Annotated in this window: 21 protein-coding genes, 1 tRNA gene and 1 pseudogene; 12 read left to right on the top strand and 11 right to left on the bottom strand. The window is 64.2% G+C overall.

Going from position 1 to position 17,635, the window contains the following annotated elements:
- The first annotated feature begins 22 nt into the window (after window positions 1-22).
- Window positions 23-991, top strand: a complete 969-nt coding sequence (locus tag Q0030_RS24725; RefSeq protein WP_298372963.1) for a tripartite tricarboxylate transporter substrate binding protein BugD — start codon at window positions 23-25, stop codon at window positions 989-991.
- A gap of 139 nt (window positions 992-1,130) precedes the next feature.
- On the opposite strand, the gene Q0030_RS24720 is transcribed toward Q0030_RS24725, so the two are convergent.
- On the bottom strand, window positions 1,131-3,380 hold the full coding sequence (locus Q0030_RS24720; RefSeq protein ID WP_298372729.1) for a lytic transglycosylase domain-containing protein: 2,250 nt from the start codon (window positions 3,378-3,380) through the stop codon (window positions 1,131-1,133).
- Window positions 3,381-3,677: 297 nt separating this feature from the next.
- Between Q0030_RS24720 and Q0030_RS24715 the strand changes: the two genes are divergently transcribed.
- Both Q0030_RS24715 and Q0030_RS24710 read left to right on the top strand, forming a co-directional pair.
- Window positions 3,678-4,526: an SMP-30/gluconolactonase/LRE family protein gene (locus Q0030_RS24715; protein WP_298372727.1), complete on the top strand. Its 849-nt coding sequence runs from the start codon at window positions 3,678-3,680 to the stop codon at window positions 4,524-4,526.
- Window positions 4,527-4,624: 98 nt separating this feature from the next.
- Entirely contained in the window at window positions 4,625-4,762 is a 138-nt protein-coding gene (locus Q0030_RS24710; protein WP_158231348.1) for a hypothetical protein, read from the top strand.
- A 35-nt stretch (window positions 4,763-4,797) separates the two neighbouring features.
- Here Q0030_RS24710 and Q0030_RS24705 read toward each other — a convergent pair whose 3' ends face one another.
- Genes Q0030_RS24705 through dctP form a run of 3 tightly spaced genes read right to left on the bottom strand, consistent with a single transcriptional unit; the run spans window position 4,798 to window position 7,726 of the window.
- On the bottom strand, window positions 4,798-6,156 hold the full coding sequence (locus tag Q0030_RS24705) for a TRAP transporter large permease (protein WP_298372720.1): 1,359 nt from the start codon (window positions 6,154-6,156) through the stop codon (window positions 4,798-4,800).
- Complete coding sequence (locus Q0030_RS24700) at window positions 6,153-6,707, bottom strand: TRAP transporter small permease (RefSeq protein WP_298372717.1); 555 nt, start codon at window positions 6,705-6,707, stop codon at window positions 6,153-6,155. The genes Q0030_RS24705 and Q0030_RS24700 overlap by 4 nt, the downstream gene beginning before the upstream one ends.
- On the bottom strand, window positions 6,704-7,726 hold the full coding sequence (dctP, locus tag Q0030_RS24695; protein ID WP_298372714.1) for a TRAP transporter substrate-binding protein DctP: 1,023 nt from the start codon (window positions 7,724-7,726) through the stop codon (window positions 6,704-6,706). The genes Q0030_RS24700 and dctP overlap by 4 nt, the downstream gene beginning before the upstream one ends.
- A gap of 326 nt (window positions 7,727-8,052) precedes the next feature.
- On the opposite strand from dctP, the gene Q0030_RS24690 reads away from it, so the two are divergent.
- Window positions 8,053-8,286, top strand: a complete 234-nt coding sequence (locus Q0030_RS24690; RefSeq protein ID WP_298372711.1) for a pentapeptide MXKDX repeat protein — start codon at window positions 8,053-8,055, stop codon at window positions 8,284-8,286.
- 57 nt (window positions 8,287-8,343) lie between these two features.
- Here the strand turns inward: Q0030_RS24690 and Q0030_RS24685 are convergent, their stop codons facing one another.
- Window positions 8,344-8,700, bottom strand: coding sequence for a DUF6481 family protein (locus tag Q0030_RS24685; protein ID WP_298372709.1), 357 nt, complete (start codon window positions 8,698-8,700; stop codon window positions 8,344-8,346).
- A gap of 210 nt (window positions 8,701-8,910) precedes the next feature.
- Complete coding sequence (locus tag Q0030_RS24680) at window positions 8,911-9,132, bottom strand: hypothetical protein (protein ID WP_298372706.1); 222 nt, start codon at window positions 9,130-9,132, stop codon at window positions 8,911-8,913.
- Between the two features lie 123 nt (window positions 9,133-9,255).
- Between Q0030_RS24680 and Q0030_RS24675 the strand changes: the two are divergent.
- Both Q0030_RS24675 and Q0030_RS24670 read left to right on the top strand, forming a co-directional pair.
- Window positions 9,256-9,497: pseudogene (locus tag Q0030_RS24675) on the top strand (hypothetical protein).
- Window positions 9,498-9,637: 140 nt separating this feature from the next.
- Window positions 9,638-9,943 (top strand): hypothetical protein, encoded by a 306-nt coding sequence (locus tag Q0030_RS24670; RefSeq protein WP_298372703.1) that lies wholly within the window; start codon window positions 9,638-9,640, stop codon window positions 9,941-9,943.
- Window positions 9,944-10,041: 98 nt separating this feature from the next.
- On the opposite strand, the gene Q0030_RS24665 is transcribed toward Q0030_RS24670, so the two are convergent.
- Window positions 10,042-10,218 (bottom strand): hypothetical protein, encoded by a 177-nt coding sequence (locus Q0030_RS24665; protein ID WP_198964853.1) that lies wholly within the window; start codon window positions 10,216-10,218, stop codon window positions 10,042-10,044.
- A gap of 209 nt (window positions 10,219-10,427) precedes the next feature.
- Here Q0030_RS24665 and Q0030_RS24660 point away from each other — a divergent pair, with 209 nt between their 5' ends.
- The 3 genes from Q0030_RS24660 (at window position 10,428) to Q0030_RS24650 (ending at window position 12,370) form a co-directional block, all read left to right on the top strand.
- The gene (locus tag Q0030_RS24660) at window positions 10,428-10,643 is read left to right on the top strand and encodes a hypothetical protein (RefSeq protein WP_050402491.1); all 216 of its coding nucleotides are present in this window, start codon (window positions 10,428-10,430) and stop codon (window positions 10,641-10,643) included.
- A gap of 165 nt (window positions 10,644-10,808) precedes the next feature.
- Complete coding sequence (locus Q0030_RS24655) at window positions 10,809-11,723, top strand: 2-dehydro-3-deoxygalactonokinase (RefSeq protein ID WP_298372694.1); 915 nt, start codon at window positions 10,809-10,811, stop codon at window positions 11,721-11,723.
- Between the two features lie 11 nt (window positions 11,724-11,734).
- Window positions 11,735-12,370, top strand: coding sequence for a 2-dehydro-3-deoxy-6-phosphogalactonate aldolase (locus Q0030_RS24650; RefSeq protein ID WP_298372691.1), 636 nt, complete (start codon window positions 11,735-11,737; stop codon window positions 12,368-12,370).
- 27 nt (window positions 12,371-12,397) lie between these two features.
- On the opposite strand, the gene Q0030_RS24645 is transcribed toward Q0030_RS24650, so the two are convergent.
- Window positions 12,398-12,703, bottom strand: a complete 306-nt coding sequence (locus tag Q0030_RS24645) for a hypothetical protein (protein ID WP_173642894.1) — start codon at window positions 12,701-12,703, stop codon at window positions 12,398-12,400.
- A gap of 249 nt (window positions 12,704-12,952) precedes the next feature.
- Here Q0030_RS24645 and Q0030_RS24640 point away from each other — a divergent pair, with 249 nt between their 5' ends.
- Entirely contained in the window at window positions 12,953-13,366 is a 414-nt protein-coding gene (locus Q0030_RS24640) for an SRPBCC family protein (protein WP_298372684.1), read from the top strand.
- 336 nt (window positions 13,367-13,702) lie between these two features.
- Here the strand turns inward: Q0030_RS24640 and Q0030_RS24635 are convergent, their stop codons facing one another.
- Together Q0030_RS24635 and Q0030_RS24630 are read right to left on the bottom strand one after the other, a co-directional pair.
- Window positions 13,703-14,119, bottom strand: a complete 417-nt coding sequence (locus tag Q0030_RS24635; protein WP_363323484.1) for a hypothetical protein — start codon at window positions 14,117-14,119, stop codon at window positions 13,703-13,705.
- Between the two features lie 404 nt (window positions 14,120-14,523).
- Complete coding sequence (locus tag Q0030_RS24630) at window positions 14,524-14,991, bottom strand: DUF992 domain-containing protein (RefSeq protein WP_298372682.1); 468 nt, start codon at window positions 14,989-14,991, stop codon at window positions 14,524-14,526.
- 1,025 nt (window positions 14,992-16,016) lie between these two features.
- Between Q0030_RS24630 and Q0030_RS24625 the strand changes: the two genes are divergently transcribed.
- A complete protein-coding gene (locus Q0030_RS24625) occupies window positions 16,017-16,340 on the top strand; it encodes a hypothetical protein (protein ID WP_298372680.1) in 324 nt (107 codons plus the stop codon).
- 240 nt (window positions 16,341-16,580) lie between these two features.
- Entirely contained in the window at window positions 16,581-16,907 is a 327-nt protein-coding gene (locus tag Q0030_RS24620; RefSeq protein WP_298372677.1) for a YMGG-like glycine zipper-containing protein, read from the top strand.
- A 525-nt stretch (window positions 16,908-17,432) separates the two neighbouring features.
- On the opposite strand, the gene Q0030_RS24615 is transcribed toward Q0030_RS24620, so the two are convergent.
- Window positions 17,433-17,509: transfer RNA gene (locus Q0030_RS24615), tRNA-Arg, on the bottom strand.
- Window positions 17,510-17,635 lie beyond the last annotated feature (126 nt).

Raw genomic sequence — 17,635 nt, 5'->3', positions numbered from 1 at the left:
AATCTTTGGAGAGGTGGGAATGATACGTAGAGCAATTGTGACTGTGTTGGCGATGCTGGCACTTACAGGTATTGCGCCTGCGGAAACCTGGCCCGCGCACCCGATCACCATCGTCGTGCCATTCGCCGCCGGCGGTCCGTCAGATGCGATGGCGCGCATCCTCGCCGAGCGCATGAAGCAGTCGCTGGGCGAAGTGGTTCTGATCGAGAACGTGACCGGAGCGGGCGGTTCGCTCGGCGTCGGCCGCGCGGTGCGCGCGGCGCCCGACGGCTACACCGTCTCGTTCGGCCATCTCGGAACTCATGTCGCGAACGGCGCGATCTACAAGCTCGGCTATGATCTCGTCGATGATCTCGAGCCGGTCGTGCTGCTGCCGAGCAATCCGATGATCATCGTCAGCAAGAACGCCGTGCCGGCGAAGTCGCTGAAGGAGCTGTTGGAGTGGCTGAAGTCGCGGCCGGCGCCGCCGACCGCGGGCACTGCGGGTGCCGGCAGCGGCAGCCACATCGCCGGGCTCTATTTCGAGAACGTCTCCGGCATCAAGCTGCAATACGTGCCGTATCGCGGTACCGGGCCGGCGCTGAACGACCTCGTCGCCGGCCAGATCGATATCATCGTCGATCAGACGTCGAACTCGATCAACCAGGTCCGCGCCGGCAACATCCGCGCCTATGCGGTCACCGATTCCAAGCGGGTCGCGAATGCGGCTGAGGTCCCGACCGTTGACGAGGCCGGCCTGCCGGGCTTCCACATGACGCTGTGGTCCGGCCTGTGGGTGCCGAAGGGCACGCCGAAGGAGATCGTGGACAAGCTCAACGTCGCGGCGATCCAGGCGATGAACGATCCTGCCGTGAAGAAGCAGCTCGAAAATCTCGGCTTGCAGATGCCGCCAAAGGACCAGTTGAAACCGGAAGCACTCGGCGCCTGGCAGAAGGCGGAGATTGCAAAATGGTGGCCGATGATCAAGGCCGCCAATGTGAAAGTGGAGTGAGGGCGGGTCCCTCCACGTCGTCCCGACGAAGGCCGGGACCCATCGCCACCGCTGTGGCCTGTTCGCAAATCGTCGAGCCGATTGCCCCTTACGTCGGCCACGGCGTATGGGTCCCGGCCTTCGCCGGGACGACGCAGCATTATTGCGACGGCATTGTCTGCGCCGGCGCCGCGTTGCTCTCCTGCGTTACCACGCGCTCGCCGCTCTTGGCCGCCAACGCCGTGCCCGCGTCCTCGAACCGCGCCTGATAGACCGCGAAATTCTCCATCACGCGCTGGACGTAGTTGCGCGTCTCCGAAATCGGAATTCGCTCGACCCAGTCGACCGGATCGACCTTGGGATCGCGCGGGTCGCCATAGGCCTTGATCCAGTCGCGGACGCGCCCGCGGCCGGCGTTGTAACCGGCAAACGTCATGATATGGCAGCCGCGATATTCCGCCAGCAGCGCGCTCAATTCGGCGGCCCCCATCTGGGTGTTGTAGACCGGATCGGAAACCATCCGGCTCCAGTCATAGCCGACGCCGAAACGCTTGGCGGTGTCGCGGCCGGCCTCGGGCGTCACCTGCATCAGGCCGACGGCGTTGGCCGCCGATTTGTCGCGCTGATCGAACGCGCTTTCGGTGCGCGCGATCGAGTAGGTCATGCTGCGCCCGATATCCGGGGCGATCGGGGTGTGCTTGGGAATGCCGATGACCGGGAACGCGTAGTGGTCGAAGGCAAAGCCCCGCGCCAGCGCGATCTTGCCGATCTGCAGCATGGCGCGGGCATCGTTGCGGCGGCCGGTGAGCTCGCCGAGCGCCTCGAGCATCCCGACGTCTGGGCTTTCCTCGGCGAGGTCGGCGGCGAAATAGAGCACGATGTCGGGCTCACCGATCGCATAGAGCATGTCGGCGGCACGCACGCGTTCGTCGGCCGCCATGCTGCCGGCGCTGGCCGCCGGCGAGGGCGCGCGCAGCTCGACGCCGTCACGGCCGAGCTTGGCCAGCGCGAGCTGACCGTAATAGGCGGTCGGGTAGCGCGCCGCGGCCTGGTAGTCGGCCCGCATCGCCACACTGTTGCCAAGCGCCTCGGCGGCACGGCCGCGCCAATAGGCGGCGCGCGCCAGCACGGTCGGGTTGGTCTGGCCTTCGTCGATGTGGGCGAAATGCGCTGCGGCGGTCCTGGCATCGTCGAGATAGCGCAGCGCGATCCAGCCGCGCATGAAGTGCATGTCGGAGCGGTAATACGGATTGTCCGGCGGCGCCGCGCCGCGGATGACGTCAAAGGCCGCCTGGTACTCACCCTGGTCGAGCAGCTTGCGGGAGAGGATGCGGCGCTCGCGCCACCACTGGTCGGTGTCCTGCTGCGCCATCGTCTCGGGCGCCGCCGCAATCGTCACGCGCGCCGCATCGTCGATCCTGTTCTTCGCGAGCAGCCACTGGATGCGGCACAGCGTGTAGCCGAGGTCGCCGCGGGCGTCCGCCGGCACATCGTTGAGCGTGTCCTCTGCCTTGCTGGATTGCCCGCGGACCGCGCCGCAGGCCTTGACGATCGCCAGCTCGTCGCTGCCGAGATGCTGTGCCGCGCGCCTGGCGCCGGCGAGATCCTTGGCGCCGATCCGCTTGTCCATGCGCGCGCGACGATCGTCGCGCGTCAGCAGGTCCTTGAACGCGTCGTAGGCGTCGCTCTCGGTACGGTCCAGTAATTCTTCCGAGCGCCAGGCCTCGCGCACCAGCCGCGTAGCGCCGTCGCGATCGCCTTCGGCGAGCAGCGTGCGGGCGAGCGCGAACTTGCCCTTGGCGCTGATCGGCTGATCGAGCGTGAAAGCGTGTACCGTGGCCGGATCGCTGCGCTCTTGCCAGATCCGCGCCTCAGCCCGTTTGCGCAACAGCGTGACGCTTGGCCAGTCCGGGTTGGCCGTGACGAATGCCGCATAACGGCTGAACGGCGCATTCGACTCGGAATGACGCAGCAGATACCACTCGACGAGCTTGCGCCCGACGGGATCGGTGATCTTTGCCTGGATGTCGGTCGCGTCGCTGGTCTTGCCCTGGCGTGCCGCGGTGATCGCGTCCCTGACCGCGGCGAGATCGCCCGACAGTTGCGGCCCGGCGGGCTTCTCCGGCTCGGGCGCCTTCGAGGTCTCAGCCGATTTGGACGGAGCGGATTTGGCCTTCGCGGATTTGCGTTTGTCGGCGCCGTGCCTGGCATGCCGGCGCTTGCCGGAGGCATTTTCGCGCGCGGACTTCGTGCTGGCTTTGGTGCCGGCCTTGGCGCCATGCGCCTTCTTGTCCCCGTGGCCGCTTTTGGCCTGGTGCTGGTGATGTAATTTAGCGACTGCCTGAACGGGAAGCAGCGCAAGCGCGGCGGCGGTGGCGAAACACGCCAGCGGACGTAGGCACCGGTTCATTCCCTGGTCCCCCCTGAGAAACCACGAGGCACAAACAGAACGCGTCATACGGCGGCACAATCGCCGCAGATTATCACTACCCTCGATTCTCGAGTGTTAATGCTGGCGCAACTCAACAGGGAAAACGCGGCAAAATAAGGCGTAAGGCGTGTGGAACCGACGGGAACCGGCGGTTTCGCGGGCATTTCTTGAAGGGCCGAGACGCCAGTTTGACCGGTCCCGGCGCCGATATATCCTCGTCGAAACGTGCGGCAGGGGCGCTCTCATGTCAGATCTGTTGTCTCAGGCCGGTGCGTCATGACGGCTCGGCTCAGAACCATTCTGGATGGCGGCCGCTATTTCGAGGGCCCGCGCTGGCATCGCGGGCGGCTCTGGTTCGTCGACTGCATGGCGCGGACGCTGCTCAGCATCAGCCCGTCGGGCGAACGCCAGGAGCATGCGGCGGTGACCGACGACACGCCGTGCGGCCTTGGCGTGCTGCCTGATGGCGACATCGTCGTGCTGACGATGTTCAGGAAGCGCCTGCTGCGGTTTTCCGGCGGAGCGCTGTCGTTGTATGCCGATCTCTCCGGGATTGCGACCGGCACGATCGACGACATGATCGTCGACGGGCAGGGCCGTGCCTATGTCGGCGATCTCGGCTTCAATCTGCCACCGCCGGAGGGCCGCGGCGCCGTCGGCCGCATTCTCCTGGTGATGCCCGACGGCAGCGCCCGCGTCGTCGCCGACGGCTTGCGCTTTCCGAACGGCATTGCCGTTTCCTCCGACCATCGCCGGCTCGTCGTCGCGGAAATGGATGGTGCCGGTCTCGCCGACTACGACATCGCGCCGGACGGCGGCCTGAGCCTTCGCGGGCGGTTCGGTCGCGTCAATGATCCCGACGGCATCTGCCTCGATGGCGACGGCGCGGTCTGGGTCGCCTCGTTCACCGAAGACGCGTTCGTCCGGATCGATCGCAATGGTGTGGAGCGGGCGCGGATCGCAGTCCCCGGCCGCCGCGCGCTCGCGTGTGCGCTCGGGGGCACGGACCGCAGGACGCTGTTCTGCCTGAGCGCGGAGACGTCCTACGAGGAGCTGCGGAAGGGCAAATCGGTGTCTCGGATCGACCTAGTCGAGGTCGATACACCGGGCGACGGCTATCCCTGACGGAGCCAATTTCGCTGTTCCAGCGCCACCGACACCATCCTGGGACTTGAGTTTTGTTCTTGTTTCGTTCATATTCGAGCGCCCGGGAGAATGCCGCCATGGACGCCGAGCGAGACCGCGAAATCATCAGGCTATGGAATGAGCTCCGCCGACTGCAGCGCGAGGGACGTCCGACGGCGTTGCTGGTTCGCCGGATCGAGCAGGCCCTCGCAGCACGCGAGCAGGAGGCGGCCTGAGGCTGCTGTTGACGCGATAGATTCAGGCGACCGGTCTAGCGTCCGCTGTCCGGCCCCATCACCAGGTTCGGCAGCCAGGTCGAGATCTCCGGGAAGAAGCACAGCATCAGCACGGCGAACATCATCAGCAGCACGAAGGGAAGCGTGCCCCAGATCACCTCGCTCAGGGGGATGTCGGGCGCGACGTTGCGGATGACGAAGATGTTGAGACCGACCGGCGGGTGGATCAGGCCCATCTCCATCACGATGGTCATGACGACGCCGAACCAGATGATGTCGAACTCAGCGGCACGGAGCGGCGGCAGGATGATCGGCGCGGTCATCAGGATGATCGAGACCGGCGGCAGGAAGAAGCCGAGCACGATCACCATCACGAGGATCGCAAACAACAGCTCCCAGCGCGGCAGGTGCATCGCGACGATCGCTTCCGCCGCCGACTGCGAGATGTGCAAATAGCTCATCACGTAGGAATACAGCAGCGACATGCCGATGATCAGCATCAGCATGGTCGACTCGCGGATGGTCGATTTCAGGATCGGCGACAGGTCGCTCGGTTTCCACACGCTGTAGATCACCGCGATCAGGCCGAGCGCCAGCAGGCCGCCGAGGCCGGCGGTTTCCGACGGCGTCGCGTAGCCGCCATAGAGCGCGATCATCACGCCGGTGAGCAGCAGCACGAACGGGATCACGCGCGGCAGCGCGCTGAAGCGCTCGGCCATGGTGAACTCGTCGCGCTGCAGGATCGCGGCATCCTTGCCGGTCGCGTCGTAGGCGGCTTTGGCCATCGCGTATTCCTTGCGGAAGCGGAACACGGCGTAGAAGCCGAACAGCGATACCAGCAGCAGTCCGGGGCCGATGCCGGCGAGGAACAGCCGACCCAGCGATTTCTCGGCCGCGACGGCGAACAGGATCATCGTGATCGAGGGCGGCAGCAGGATGCCGAGCGTGCCGCCGGCAGCGATGATCCCCGCGGCAAAGCCGCCGGAATAGCCGCGCTTGCGCATCTCCGGAATGCCGGCCGAGCCGATCGCCGAGCAGGTCGCGGGCGAGGAGCCGGCCATAGCCGCGAACAGGGCGCAGGCGAACACGTTGGCGACGCCGAGGCCGCCGGGCACGCGGTGCAGCCAGGCATGCAGCGCCGAGTAGAGGTCCTGGCCGGCGCGCGATTTGCCGATCGCCGCGCCCTTCAGGATGAACAGCGGGATCGACAGCAGCGTGATCGAGGCCATCTCCTCGTAGACGTTCTGGGTCACCGTATCGAGCGAGGCAGCCGGCATGTAGATCGCCATGAACACGACGGCGACCGCACCGAGCGCGAATGCGATCGGCATGCCGGAGAACATCGCAAACAGGGTGGCAAGCCCGTAGGAGATGCCAATACCAAACACGGTCATCGGCGCACGCCACCAGTCAGCGGAATGAGGATTTGCAGAAGCAGCTGCACGCAGAGCAGCGTCATGCCGAGCGCCATCAGCCCGTAGGGGACGGCGAGCGGCGGCGACCACATCGAGTTGGACACCTGGCCGTCGACATAGGCCTCGTGCGCCAGGGTCCAGGACTTCCAGGCGAAGAAGGTGCAGAACGCGAAGCTCGCGACATCGACCAGCCACAGCCTGATGCTGTTGGCGCGCGCCGAGAGCAGGCCGACGAACGCCTCGATGCTGACATGGCCGCGCTGGCTCTGCACATAGGCGGACGTCATGAAGGTGGCGCCGACCAGCAGGAACACGGCGGCCTCGTCCTGCCAGTAGTTGGGGCTGTGGCACAAAGCGCGGCCGAGCACGCTGTAGCTCAGGATCACGCAGGCCGCGATCAAGGCGAGCGCGGCGAACACCACGATGATGTTGTTGCAGACGGACAGCGCGCGCCCGAGCAAGGCCACCGGCGTATTGCCCGTGGCCATGCTTGGGGTTTCGGCTTGATCCGCGACCGGACCATGCATCATGCGGCGACGTCGCTTGCGAGCTTCAGCAGGTTGGCTGACGTCGCCGTCTTGGCGCCGTAGTCCTTCCAGGCGGTGTCGCGCGCGATGTCGCGCCACTTGCCGACAATGGCGGCGTCGAGCGCGCTGACCTTGGCGCCGGCCTTTTCATAAACCTTGGCGACTTCGGCATCGTCGTCCTGCGCACCCTTGCGGCCGAAGGCCTCGAGCTCAGCGCCGACGGCAAGGATGATGTCCTGCTGGTTCTTCGGCAGTTTGTCGAAGATCGCCTTCGACATCATCAGCGGCTCCAGCATGAACCAGTAGGAGGCGCCGGCGCCCGAGGTCAGCGACTTCGCAACTTCCTCGAGGCGGAACGAGATCAGGCTGGTTGAGGAGGTGATGCCGGCATCGCAGGCGCCGGTCTGCATCGCGGCGTAGATCTCGTTGGACGGCACCGACAGCACGGCAGCGCCGGCGGTCTGCAGCACCATGTCCATCTCGCGCGAGCCGCCGCGCACCTTGAGGCCCTTGGCGTCTTCGGGCGCCACGATCGCCTTGGAACGGCTGGCGACGCCGCCGGCCTGCCACACCCAGGAGATCAGCAGAATGCCCTTGTCGGCGAGGAAGTCGCTCAGCGCCTTGCCGACGGGCTCCTTCTTCCAGCGCAGGCCCTGGTCGTAGGTCGTCACCAGGCCCGGCATCAGGCCGATATTGGTCTCCGGCAACTCGCCGCCGGCATAGGGCATCGGATAGAGGCTGAGATCGAGCGCGCCCTTGCGCATCGCCGAGAACTGCGCGTTGGTCTTGATCAGCGAGGAGTTCGGATAGATCTCGGCGGTGAGGTCGCCGCCCGAGCGCTTGGCGACCTCGGCCGCGAACATCCGGCACAGCCTGTCGCGGAAGTCGCCCTTGTCGATGGTGCCGCCGGGGAACTGATGCGAGATCTTCAGCGTGGTTGCGGCATGCGCGGTCCCGATGCCCATCCGTAAGGCTGCGGGCGCGGCGAGGGCGGAAGCGAGGACGTGGCGGCGTGTGAGCATGGTTCTTCCCCTGAAGAGCTTCTTGAGTGGCTGTTAGGCCGGCGCGGAGCTTTAGCTTAGCCGGTCTTCGCGTGAAACTTCTCTAGTCTGATAGTTCGAGCTGTTAGTGCGGGCCGACAGGCGGTCGCAAGTCATGTCATTCAAGTCTTGCCGTTGCTGCGGCGCACACTGCATCGCCGCCCGCTCGTCGCGCGATGCGCGACGGGCGTGCGCGCCGGTGTGCTTCAAGAATTTGTTATTGGAGGTAACAAGCGGCCGCGCAAGTGCGTCGAGGAGAGAGCGGCAAGTCGTCGCGCTCACATTTGACCACATAAGGGATCATCATCATGACCACCAAGACCCGCCTCGGCGTTTCCGCCGCGCTGCTCTCGTTCAGCCTGGCGCTGGCGCCCGCCGCCTTCGCTCAGGACAAGATGGGCAAGGACGACGCGATGAAGAAGGAAGGCACGATGTCAAAGGATGCCATGAAGAAGGACGATGGCATGATGAAGAAGGACGACGCCATGAAGAAGGACGGCGGCGCGATGATGAAGAAAGACGACGGCATGAAGAAGAACTGACCGCCGCCACCGCTCATGCTTCACAGGCCCGCCCGTCGCGGCGGGCCTGGTTACGCCTCAGCGCTTCTTCTTGCCGCGCTCCTTGCGTGCCGCGTAGCGGGCGTCGCGCTTGGCCTTTTGCTCGGCCTCGAGCGCAGCCAGTCTTTCGGCTTCCTCTTCCTTCTCCCGCGCGATGCGGGCGGCCTCGGCTGCGGCGGCCTCTTCCTCGCGGCGCTTCCGCTCGGCCTTCTCGATTTCACGGGCTTCCTTGGCCTTGGCGCGGCGTTCGGCGATCGCCGCGCGCTCCTCGGCCCGTGCCTTCACGGTCGGATCGTCGGCGCCCGGCTGGGTACGAAACTTGTTGAGGAGGTTTTGCCGCGCCTGCAGGGCCGCTTTCTGGCGGTCGGCAAAACCCGGTTCCTTGAAGCCACTCATAGAGGAAGCCTGCTGCTTTCTGTTCGTTGATGGATATGGATGGGGTTCGGTTCGGCGTTCAATAAGTGAATGGCGGCGAAAAGGCCAGTGGCGAACGTGGGGTTGTGGAGCAAAGGAGATATGAGCGGACAGCAAATGGCCGACGGCGGTGTTTGCGCCCGGCTGGCGGCCGGCGTGGTGAGTGGTTGGTCACCGAACCTGCCGACAGACCTAGCCGCGCTGAAACTGCTCGCGCCGGCCGTCGCCGAGCACCTTGGCGACCGTCTCGGCGGTCATCGCGCTCCGGTCCGAGGCGCGCTGGGCTTCCAGCCTGTCGCGCGCCCTTTCGGTGATCAGGAGGCTGATCAGCCGCAGCCGGCTGGTCTCATCGACAGCTTCCGAGAGTAGCTGCCTGTAACGCTGATAATCGTAACTCGCTTCTTGTTCGCTCACCGGCACGCCCCGCACACGCGCTCCACTTCAGCGGGCAGTTTTTCGCGAGTCGCGCGAGCCTGCAACGGAATTGCAGGGCCGATCGCTGCCCGGCGTGCATTTCGTTGTGCGACTGTTGCAGAATTGATCGCACGCAACCGTGCAAACGGTCATGATGCGGGCGATGGCAAAAGGGAACCGAAGCGGCCATGAGCGAATCCGAGGACGGAGGCAATCGCCGCGGGGCGCTGATCGGACTGCTGGTTGCGGTGGTCATGCTCGCGGTCGGGCTCTGGCTTGCGCATGACCTGACGGCGGCGAGCAAGATGCAGGACTGCCTGATGTCGGGCCGGACCAACTGTAATGTGATCGAGCCGGCGCGCTGACCCTGCCTTGCGGCAGTGCAATATCGCTCCCACATCAAGCCCAAAGATTCGGGCTGAACTGCTTGGTCCAAGTTGTGATTCCGGTCACACGCAGACAGGCGGGCTGCCTCGACTCCCAGAGATCGGCGGGAACCAAGGCCATGATGTCCAAGCTGTGGTCCGGAACGGGCGCGGCACTGGCTGCCGCAGGCGCGGCGGGTGCCGTTTTGGTAGCGTATCTATCCCTGACGCTGGCGTCGCCAGAGCCGGTGTCCAGCGCGGCGCTCGGGCCGGCGTGGCAATGCAGCCGAGTGGCTTTCGTGCTGACCACCTGCACGCGGGCGGGCGAGGGTGAGCAAGAGGCCAAGGCTGAGCGCGAGGTCAAGGCTGAGCGCGAAGTCAAGACCGAGGGCGAGGTCAAGGCGATCCCGGTGCGGGCCAAGGACGATTGTCCACCGGAACCCTAGATTTCTTGTTTCTGAGGTATCGTCTTCACGCCGACGGCTGCTCGCTGCGGGCGAGAGCGCTCTGGCCGGCCGGGCTGAGGCCGCAGCCGCATTCCAAATTATTTCTTGGTGGCGCTACGGGGCTTGATGGAGAGGCCAAGGCGCATCGCCATCTTTTTGATTCGCTCCGGTGAACGGCCGGTCGCCTTCACGACCTCCTCCAGCGACTTGGAGGAGCGCGCCAATTCCATCAGTCGTCGGTCCTCCTTGAACGACCACCGCGGCTTTCGGGCCATCTTGTTGGTATCCTTGTGCACTGCTGGGCAACAAAGCCGCCAGGCGGGGACGCCTGACGGCCTTGCCGGTGTGGGCCCGGACCTTGGGGAAATGTCCGGTGGATAAGCAATACTGCTTCCGGATAAGGTCGCAATTGAAACCGGAATTTAACCTAACCTATCAAGGTTACTTGCAAGATTTACTTGGATAGAGCGTGGCAGGAGGCCTTATGCGCAAGGTCGCCATTTTGAGTGCCGCAGCATTTTTACTGTCCGGTTGCTGGTCCGACCCGGAGGTCACGGGATCGACCAACAGCTGCGCGGCCAATCTTTATAGTCAGTACAATCCCAAGGTCATGGATCAGTGCGTCAACGCCTGCATCAAGTGTGACCACGGCAACGTCACGACCTGCACGACCTCCTGCACGCTGAAGGGCGCGCGGTAATCGATCACTGACGCGAACGGGGCCAGGCGGGTCGTATGCTCGCTCGCGTGGATCGCGTGGCGTCGCGATCTTGGCGCGCCTTGCGCGGCGTCGTGAACGCCGTTATCGCGTCTGGTCAGCGGCGCCATCGCAGCGCCGGAAACCAAGAGCGTGGAACAGAGCGCGATGAGCGGGCCTTCCTATGTCGCGGTCGATTGGGGCACCAGCAGCTTCCGGCTCTGGCTGATGGGCGCCGGCGGCGAGGTGTTCGGCGAACGCCGCAGCGACGAGGGCATGACGGGGGCCGCCAGGACCGGCTTTGCGCCCGTGCTGCAATCGCATCTCAACGCACTCGGCGCTGCGGCCAGCCTGCCGGTCGTGATCTGCGGCATGGCGGGCGCGCGGCAGGGCTGGATCGAGACCGGCTATGTCGACACGCCGGCGCATCTCTCCGAGATCCTCAAAGGCGCCGTCGTGGTCAGCGGGCAGCCGCGCGATATCCGCATCCTGCCCGGGATTGCGCAGCGCGATGCTGCTGCACCCGATGTGATGCGTGGCGAGGAAACCCTGTTGCTCGGCGCGCTCGGCCTGGATGCGCCGGGTGAGGCCCTCGTTTGCATGCCGGGAACGCATTCCAAATGGGTGCGCCTGCGCGGTGGAACCGTCGAACGCTTTGCGACCTTCATGACCGGCGAGTTGTTCAGCGTGGTTGCGCGCGACACCATCCTTTCACACGCCGTCGCCGGTGCGGAGGAGGCCGTTGATGCCGATGCGTTTCGCTTGGCCGTAGCTGAGGCGTTCGCCGTGCCGGCTCTATCCGCCAATTTGCTGTTTCGGGTGCGATCCCGGCAGTTGCTGTTCGGCGGCAGCGCGCAGGCGGCGCGTGAGACGATCTCGGGCACGTTGATCGGTGCCGAACTGGCGGCCGGCCTTGCAGAGCGGGAGCGCGCAACGCCGGTTACGCTGATTGCATCGGGTCGCCTGCAACGGCTCTACCAGATCGCGCTCGAAGGCCTTTCGATTCCGCTCAACGTGATGGATGCGGAGGAGGCGGTTCGCCGTGGCCTCGCGGGCGCCGCGGCGGCGATCTGGAACAATTGAGGGATCAACGCATGAGCATTCCGTTTCCTCCGATGAAGCGTCCGCTGGTCGCGATCCTGCGCGGCATCAAGCCGGACGAGGCCTTGAGCATCGTGAGCGCGCTGCTCGAGGCTGATATGACCGCGATCGAGATTCCGCTGAACTCCCCCGAGCCGTTCCGTTCGATCGAGATCGCGGCGAAGCGCGCGCCGACTGATGTCCTGATCGGCGCCGGCACGGTGCTGACCCCGGCAGACGTCGATCGTCTCCATGACGTCGGCGGGCGCCTGATGGTGTCGCCGAACGTCGATGTCGACGTGCTGGCGCGCGCCCGGCACCACGCGATGATCACGATGCCCGGTGTGTTCTCGCCGACGGAAGCGCTGCTCGCCGCACGCGCGGGCGCCTCGAGCCTGAAGTTCTTTCCGGCAAGCGTGCTCGGCGCTTCCGGCATCTCGGCGATCCGCGCCGTGCTGCCGCCGGATGTGATGCTCGCCGCCGTCGGCGGCGTCTCGGACCAGAATTTCGCGGAGTATGTGAAGGTGGGCATTCGCGCCTTCGGTCTCGGCAGCAGCCTCTACAAGCCGGGCATGACGGCCGCGGATGTTGCGGTCCGCGCCAAGGTGACAATCGAGGCGTATGACAGGGCCGTGCAGGGCGCGAGCTAGGCTCGGTCCGCAATTCCTGACCGTGGGCTAGTCGTCCCGCTTGCCGCCGTCGATCACTCTGAACAGCGGGGCTGCCTCGCGAGGATTCTCGAGCAGCTCTTCGACCATGGCGATCGCAGCCGCGACGTATTTCCCGGTCGCGGCGTCCAGCGGCCGTTCGGCTTCGTCTGCCAGCGCGAGCTTGGCGCCTTCGAGCAGCTTGCGGGTGCGGACGGCGGACTCGTCGCCGGAGGTGAGGGCGGCGCGCGCGATCGATCGCAGCACGAACAGCTCGCCCTCCAGCCGCAGCAGGCGGTCGTTCAGCTTGCTCAGCACAGTATTCAGGTTCCGCATGTCGTCCTCTCCGGGCGTTGGACCCGTCTTCCATACACGGTCATTCCTGACGAAATTCTTGTGCCGGCCGCACACCATTTGGTTCGTTGAACGGCGTCGCTGGTCTCTGCATGGTCCCGGCGACCCTGGCAGGCGCTGTCGTCCGGCGGAGCGATTTGTGGATCGCGGCGAAGAGCCCTAGTAGAATGGTGCCTGGGCCGGGCGCCATGCGCCCATCCGCTTCATTCAAGGAACGACGAAGGAACGCATATGAGGATTGCCGTCGAAACGATCGTTGTCGCGCCGATCGCCGATGTCTGGCGCGCCTACACCACGCCCGACGACATCAAGCAATGGAATGCGGCGTCCGACGATTGGCACACCACGGCCGCGACCGTGGACCTGCGCGCCGGTGGTGCATTCTCGTCGCGGATGGAAGCTAAGGACGGCAGCATGGGGTTCGATTTCGCCGGCACCTACACCAAGGTCGAGGCGCCCCGCCTGCTCGAATATTCGTTCGGCGACCGCAGCGCGCAGGTTGCGTTCACGCCCGAGGCCGGCGGCGTCAAGGTGCAGGTCAGCTTCGACGGCGAGGATACCCATTCGGTCGAGCAGCAGCGCGGCGGCTGGCAGGCGATCCTGGATAATTTCAAGCGCTACGTCGAGGCAAAGCGGCGGTCCTGATCCGGCTACTGGAGACGACGTAATCGATGTAGCAAAGGTCTGGCAGCTTGGCGTGATCGTTCTCTCGGCGCGGTCGCGATGGTCGTCAGGAGCAAATGCGATGCGTTGTGTCTTGGCACTTGGCCTGTTGGTCATCCTGTGCGTGTCTGCGAACGCCGCAACACGGCGTCACTCCCACACGCGCCAGCCCGCAACTGTTCGTTCACCCGCGGCTGCAACGCCGGCCGCGCGCTTCGCCGTTCCCGGCTGGAGCGACGAGTCGACGCGCCAATGGCTCGACCGTGCCTCGTCCTATGTGGGCCTGGGCGGTTAGTCGAGCAGGCGGCAGCGCCAAACTCAATCGTCGTCCGCTTCTTCAGTTCCCCGTGCGTTCGAAGCCGAGCGGCCACCGTACTGCCGGGGAACGCCCGCGGTCCTTCTCGTGCTCACGTCTTCGCTTTCGCGCAGTTCCTTGCGTGCGCGCCGCGCCGTTCGCATCGCGCGCTTGATGTTTGAATCATGCGAGTCCTCGTCGAAGAAGAGGACGATCTCGCAGCTCGGGCACTGGCGCGAGTAACCGTTCTGCAGCCGCTTGGCGCGATCACGAAAGACGTTCTTGCAGCGAGTGCAACGGATCTGGACGGAATCTTCCATATCGATCCCAAAATATCGACGAACAATGAGAGTGCTGGCAATCTCATTGAGGAACCAGTTCCAGATTAAGAAATCACGAAGCGCGCCGCCGAAGATCGCTGCGAGAATCGGAACCTGCAACGTGACGAACAGAATACGCTCGGCGTCTCAAGCGCCGTCGGAACTTTGTTCACGCACGGAGAACTACGGAAGCGTTTCGTGCGCTGAATGATAAAGAACAAGATGCTCTCTCAGAGCAGACCGTGAACATCAAAAAAGAATGGCCTCAGCGCGTGGGCCACGCTGAGGCCAAGTTGACACTTTGGTCGTGAGGCACCGTCACCAGTACCTCGGTGCTTAGCCTACCTTCGTTTCTCTGCAGCCAAATAGCCCATATGGGCCATGATCGTTGGCACAAAACGTGCAGACTTGGAGCTGTCAGGATTTTGCATCACCTTCCTGGGGCTAGGAGCAACGCCGTCCGCGTATATTTCAAGCGGGCGGCGTTGTGCATTTCGGCAGCCGGTACGCGGCTTCGATCAGCATCAGCGATCCATCGGCCGAATTTCCAGGCTCTCGATTTTGACCGGCGGAGTCGAGAAAGCATCCTCGTTCAACGGATGCAGCGTGATCGGCGTATTCGTGCCGCCGGTGAGGACGTTGTCGCCCGCGCCGCTTTCATGGGTGTAACTGCCGGCGAGTTGATCGGGCGCGAGCCACGGCACTGGCGCCATCACCTTCCAGGCCAGTGCGACTTCCTCGTCGCCGATGAAAATGCCGAGGTTGGGAATGGCTGCGACGTAGTGACCGTCCGGTGCGCTATCGGCGTGCAGCACGCAATCGAGATTGGTTACCGGGCCCAGGATGAAACCGGCATCGGGGCCGCCGCGACACGCGAGCGTTCCGGCCTGCACCTGTTGTGCCTCGGCGGTTGCGATGGGCGTGGCAAGAGCTGCCGCGCCACACACCGCAACGACGACCCAATAACCCGTTGTACGCATGGCGCTGTACAACGCGAATGGACGCGCAATCGGTCCACGCTCTCGCGGGCGGCCTGCGCTGTTGGTTAAGGGATTCTTAGAATTGGGGTCGCCAAAGAAACTACGCCGCCGGGCTCGAAATGAATTGTCCCGACGGCGGCTTGTTTCAAACTGGGCCCGCAATCCCAGTCATGTTCTGTCTGTGAGACCGGCGCCAAGGTTCGAGTAACCCGTATTCATACGGGCGTCAGCGTCTCGCGACAGTCTGGGGGTAGCTGCTGACCCTCTCGTGCCCCGGCGGAGGTCCGATTGTGACCCAGACCATCGCGGCAATCACCACCGCCGTCAGGATGGCGCCGACCAGGGGCTGATCGTTGTCCATGCTCCGCGCCCGTTCAGATGTGATGCTCCAGCTTCCGCATTTCCTGCAGGCGAGCCAGGCAGAAATCCCGATACAATTCGTTGATGAAATCCCACATGACCGAATCCCCTTTTGGTCCAATGTTGGGACGCTACCAGCGGTCTGTTTCCGGCCGGCTTCGCGGCTTCCGGAAAATGGTTTCATTGAGGGGGAGTGGAGTGGCGATCCCGGCAGAAGGGCCAGAACCAAGCTCGGTCAACGGGTTAGAGCGGCTAACGGGCTTAACGGCACCCAGCACGGCTAAAGGACATCCGAGCGCAGTGGCTAACGCGCGCGGGCAGGGAGGTCCGCCGCCGATGCCAGTACGGGCGCCCCCCAATGACTTTCGGCACTTCCGCGCCATTGAGATCGTGGATGACGTTGGACGGCCAGCGCGGTGGTAAGCGCGGTCTCGGCCGCCCCATGACTACCCCAGGTCGGGACCGCGCCCCCATGGCCGCCTCTCAGACCATCATTTGCGTGGACGGATGATTTGCGAGCAAGGCAATTTACTCTTTCGTCTGAAGTAGACGAACGATGCCGCGACGGCGCCGAACTTCCAGTGCCGCCCCCTGATGAACGGCCGACAACAGGATGTTCAGCATGGCTTCAAGGCCGGCAATCTAGAACGTTGGCGCAATCCTCATAGGAGGCGACAATGTCGTCGTTTAAGAAAGTCCTTTTCGGTGGTCTCTCTGCGCTCGCGGTAGCGGCGACGCTGTTCGCCGGCTCCGCGCCAGCCCAGGCACATGATGGCCGAAACGGTGCGCTGATCGGCGGCCTGATCGTCGGTGGTCTTATTGGCGGCGCACTGGCATCCGAGGCGCAGGTCTATCCCTCGTATCGCGGTTATAGCGAATATCCGACATATCGCCGCTACTACAGCGGCTATGACAACGGCTACTACGCTCCTCGATACCGATATCGCAATTGCGACGACGATTATCGCAGCGTGTCGGGTTGGGACGATGACGACGATTAGGGTGGAGCAACCGCATCAACCGAAGCGGCAACCTGACGCTGCGATCTCCGGACACCTGCGTCTGTCCTCAAGCACTTGTTAACTGATCACCGCAACAGTGTGCTCAACGCAGCGGGGGTGCGTAGCGCAAAACGCCCGCAAGCTTCTGGAAACTCACTCGCATGAGAAGCCGTCGCGCCGATCCTCAACCCGGCGCGACGGCGCTTTTATATTAGTGCACTTTCGACACGAAGGATCATCATGAACATTCTAAAGATCGCTGCCGTCGGCATGGTGGCCCTTGGCACATCACTTGCCGGTTGCGCGCAAACCCCGCAAGATCAACGCACATTGGCTGGCGCGGGCCTGGGCGCGGCCAGTGGGGCGTTGATTGGTCAAGCCATCGGCCGAAACACCGCCGGCACAGTTCTCGGCGCGGGTGCGGGTGCATTGCTCGGTATCGCCGTTGCCAATTCGACGCAGCAGCAACAGCAGTACGCCGGCCGCACCATGTGCCGCTATCGCGCTCCGGACGGAAGCATCTATGTCGCCGAGTGCGATGAGCGCTACTATCGTCACCAGTACTGAGGCCGACCGATCGGGGAGACAGAGAGGCCCGCTCCGGCGCGCCTCTTTGATTTTTCCTGGGGGGGGCCAAAGCAGAGACGTTCTAGACCCCGCCGCATCTCCGGCAACATCGGCCGGATCATTGTCGACCAGATCGAGTTCGGCGGCATCACCCCGAGGCGGAACGACTTCGCGTACCGCGCCGATCACATACTGGTCCAGCCGTCGACGCTGAAGGTCTACGGCAGTGGAATGCTCCTCCTAAAGGGCTTGACCAAATGCACGCACATGATGGAGCTGCGGCGCGTGCGCCACATCTCTGATTGGCGGCTGGTCCTGCGAAGGCCAGCCGCGCGGATTGGTCTCCTTTGGGGAATGGCTAGAGTTTCACCTATTTGAATTTGGCAAATCGTCAACTGAAATACAGAAATTCACCAGGCTGGTGAAATCGCGCGCGGCGCAAGCACACCAGCCAGTGGCTAACGCCACAAGTGCGGTCGCTAACATCGGCGCAAGTGATTGAAAAATAAAGGGACGATTCGGATTTGGCGATCCCGGCAGGATTCGAACCTGCAACCCGCGGAGTAGAAATCCGCTACTCTATCCAGTTGAGCTACGGGACCGTGGCCGCCTTGTAGCATCCGCAATATGAAAAATCCGCCTTTCCGCCAAGTCCGTCCGAACCGATTTTTGTGATCGGACGACAAAGGCGAGCAGGGGTCCCGCCCTGTGTTGGCCAGACCAGCCCG

The organism is uncultured Bradyrhizobium sp. (genome assembly GCF_947648125.1).
In the GTDB taxonomy this organism is placed as follows: Bacteria; Pseudomonadota; Alphaproteobacteria; order Rhizobiales; family Xanthobacteraceae; genus Bradyrhizobium.
Note: the sequence above shows the minus strand (reverse complement) of the source record. Positions and strands in the feature narration are given on the sequence as shown.

Bases quoted from the DNA above. Each gene is read 5' to 3' on its own strand.
- Q0030_RS24685 (WP_298372709.1), bottom strand. From the start codon at position 8,700: ATGAGTGGCTTCAAGGAACCGGGTTTTGCCGACCGCCAGAAAGCGGCC.
- Q0030_RS24720 (WP_298372729.1), bottom strand. From the start codon at position 3,380: ATGAACCGGTGCCTACGTCCGCTGGCGTGTTTCGCCACCGCCGCCGCG.
- Q0030_RS24655 (WP_298372694.1), top strand. From the start codon at position 10,809: ATGAGCGGGCCTTCCTATGTCGCGGTCGATTGGGGCACCAGCAGCTTC.
- Q0030_RS24715 (WP_298372727.1), top strand. From the start codon at position 3,678: ATGACGGCTCGGCTCAGAACCATTCTGGATGGCGGCCGCTATTTCGAG.
- Q0030_RS24710 (WP_158231348.1), top strand. From the start codon at position 4,625: ATGGACGCCGAGCGAGACCGCGAAATCATCAGGCTATGGAATGAGCTC.
- Q0030_RS24660 (WP_050402491.1), top strand. From the start codon at position 10,428: ATGCGCAAGGTCGCCATTTTGAGTGCCGCAGCATTTTTACTGTCCGGT.
- Q0030_RS24700 (WP_298372717.1), bottom strand. From the start codon at position 6,707: ATGATGCATGGTCCGGTCGCGGATCAAGCCGAAACCCCAAGCATGGCC.
- Q0030_RS24625 (WP_298372680.1), top strand. From the start codon at position 16,017: ATGTCGTCGTTTAAGAAAGTCCTTTTCGGTGGTCTCTCTGCGCTCGCG.
- Q0030_RS24645 (WP_173642894.1), bottom strand. From the start codon at position 12,703: ATGCGGAACCTGAATACTGTGCTGAGCAAGCTGAACGACCGCCTGCTG.
- dctP (WP_298372714.1), bottom strand. From the start codon at position 7,726: ATGCTCACACGCCGCCACGTCCTCGCTTCCGCCCTCGCCGCGCCCGCA.
- Q0030_RS24670 (WP_298372703.1), top strand. From the start codon at position 9,638: ATGATGTCCAAGCTGTGGTCCGGAACGGGCGCGGCACTGGCTGCCGCA.
- Q0030_RS24665 (WP_198964853.1), bottom strand. From the start codon at position 10,218: ATGGCCCGAAAGCCGCGGTGGTCGTTCAAGGAGGACCGACGACTGATG.
- Q0030_RS24650 (WP_298372691.1), top strand. From the start codon at position 11,735: ATGAGCATTCCGTTTCCTCCGATGAAGCGTCCGCTGGTCGCGATCCTG.
- Q0030_RS24690 (WP_298372711.1), top strand. From the start codon at position 8,053: ATGACCACCAAGACCCGCCTCGGCGTTTCCGCCGCGCTGCTCTCGTTC.
- Q0030_RS24705 (WP_298372720.1), bottom strand. From the start codon at position 6,156: ATGACCGTGTTTGGTATTGGCATCTCCTACGGGCTTGCCACCCTGTTT.
- Q0030_RS24640 (WP_298372684.1), top strand. From the start codon at position 12,953: ATGAGGATTGCCGTCGAAACGATCGTTGTCGCGCCGATCGCCGATGTC.
- Q0030_RS24620 (WP_298372677.1), top strand. From the start codon at position 16,581: ATGAACATTCTAAAGATCGCTGCCGTCGGCATGGTGGCCCTTGGCACA.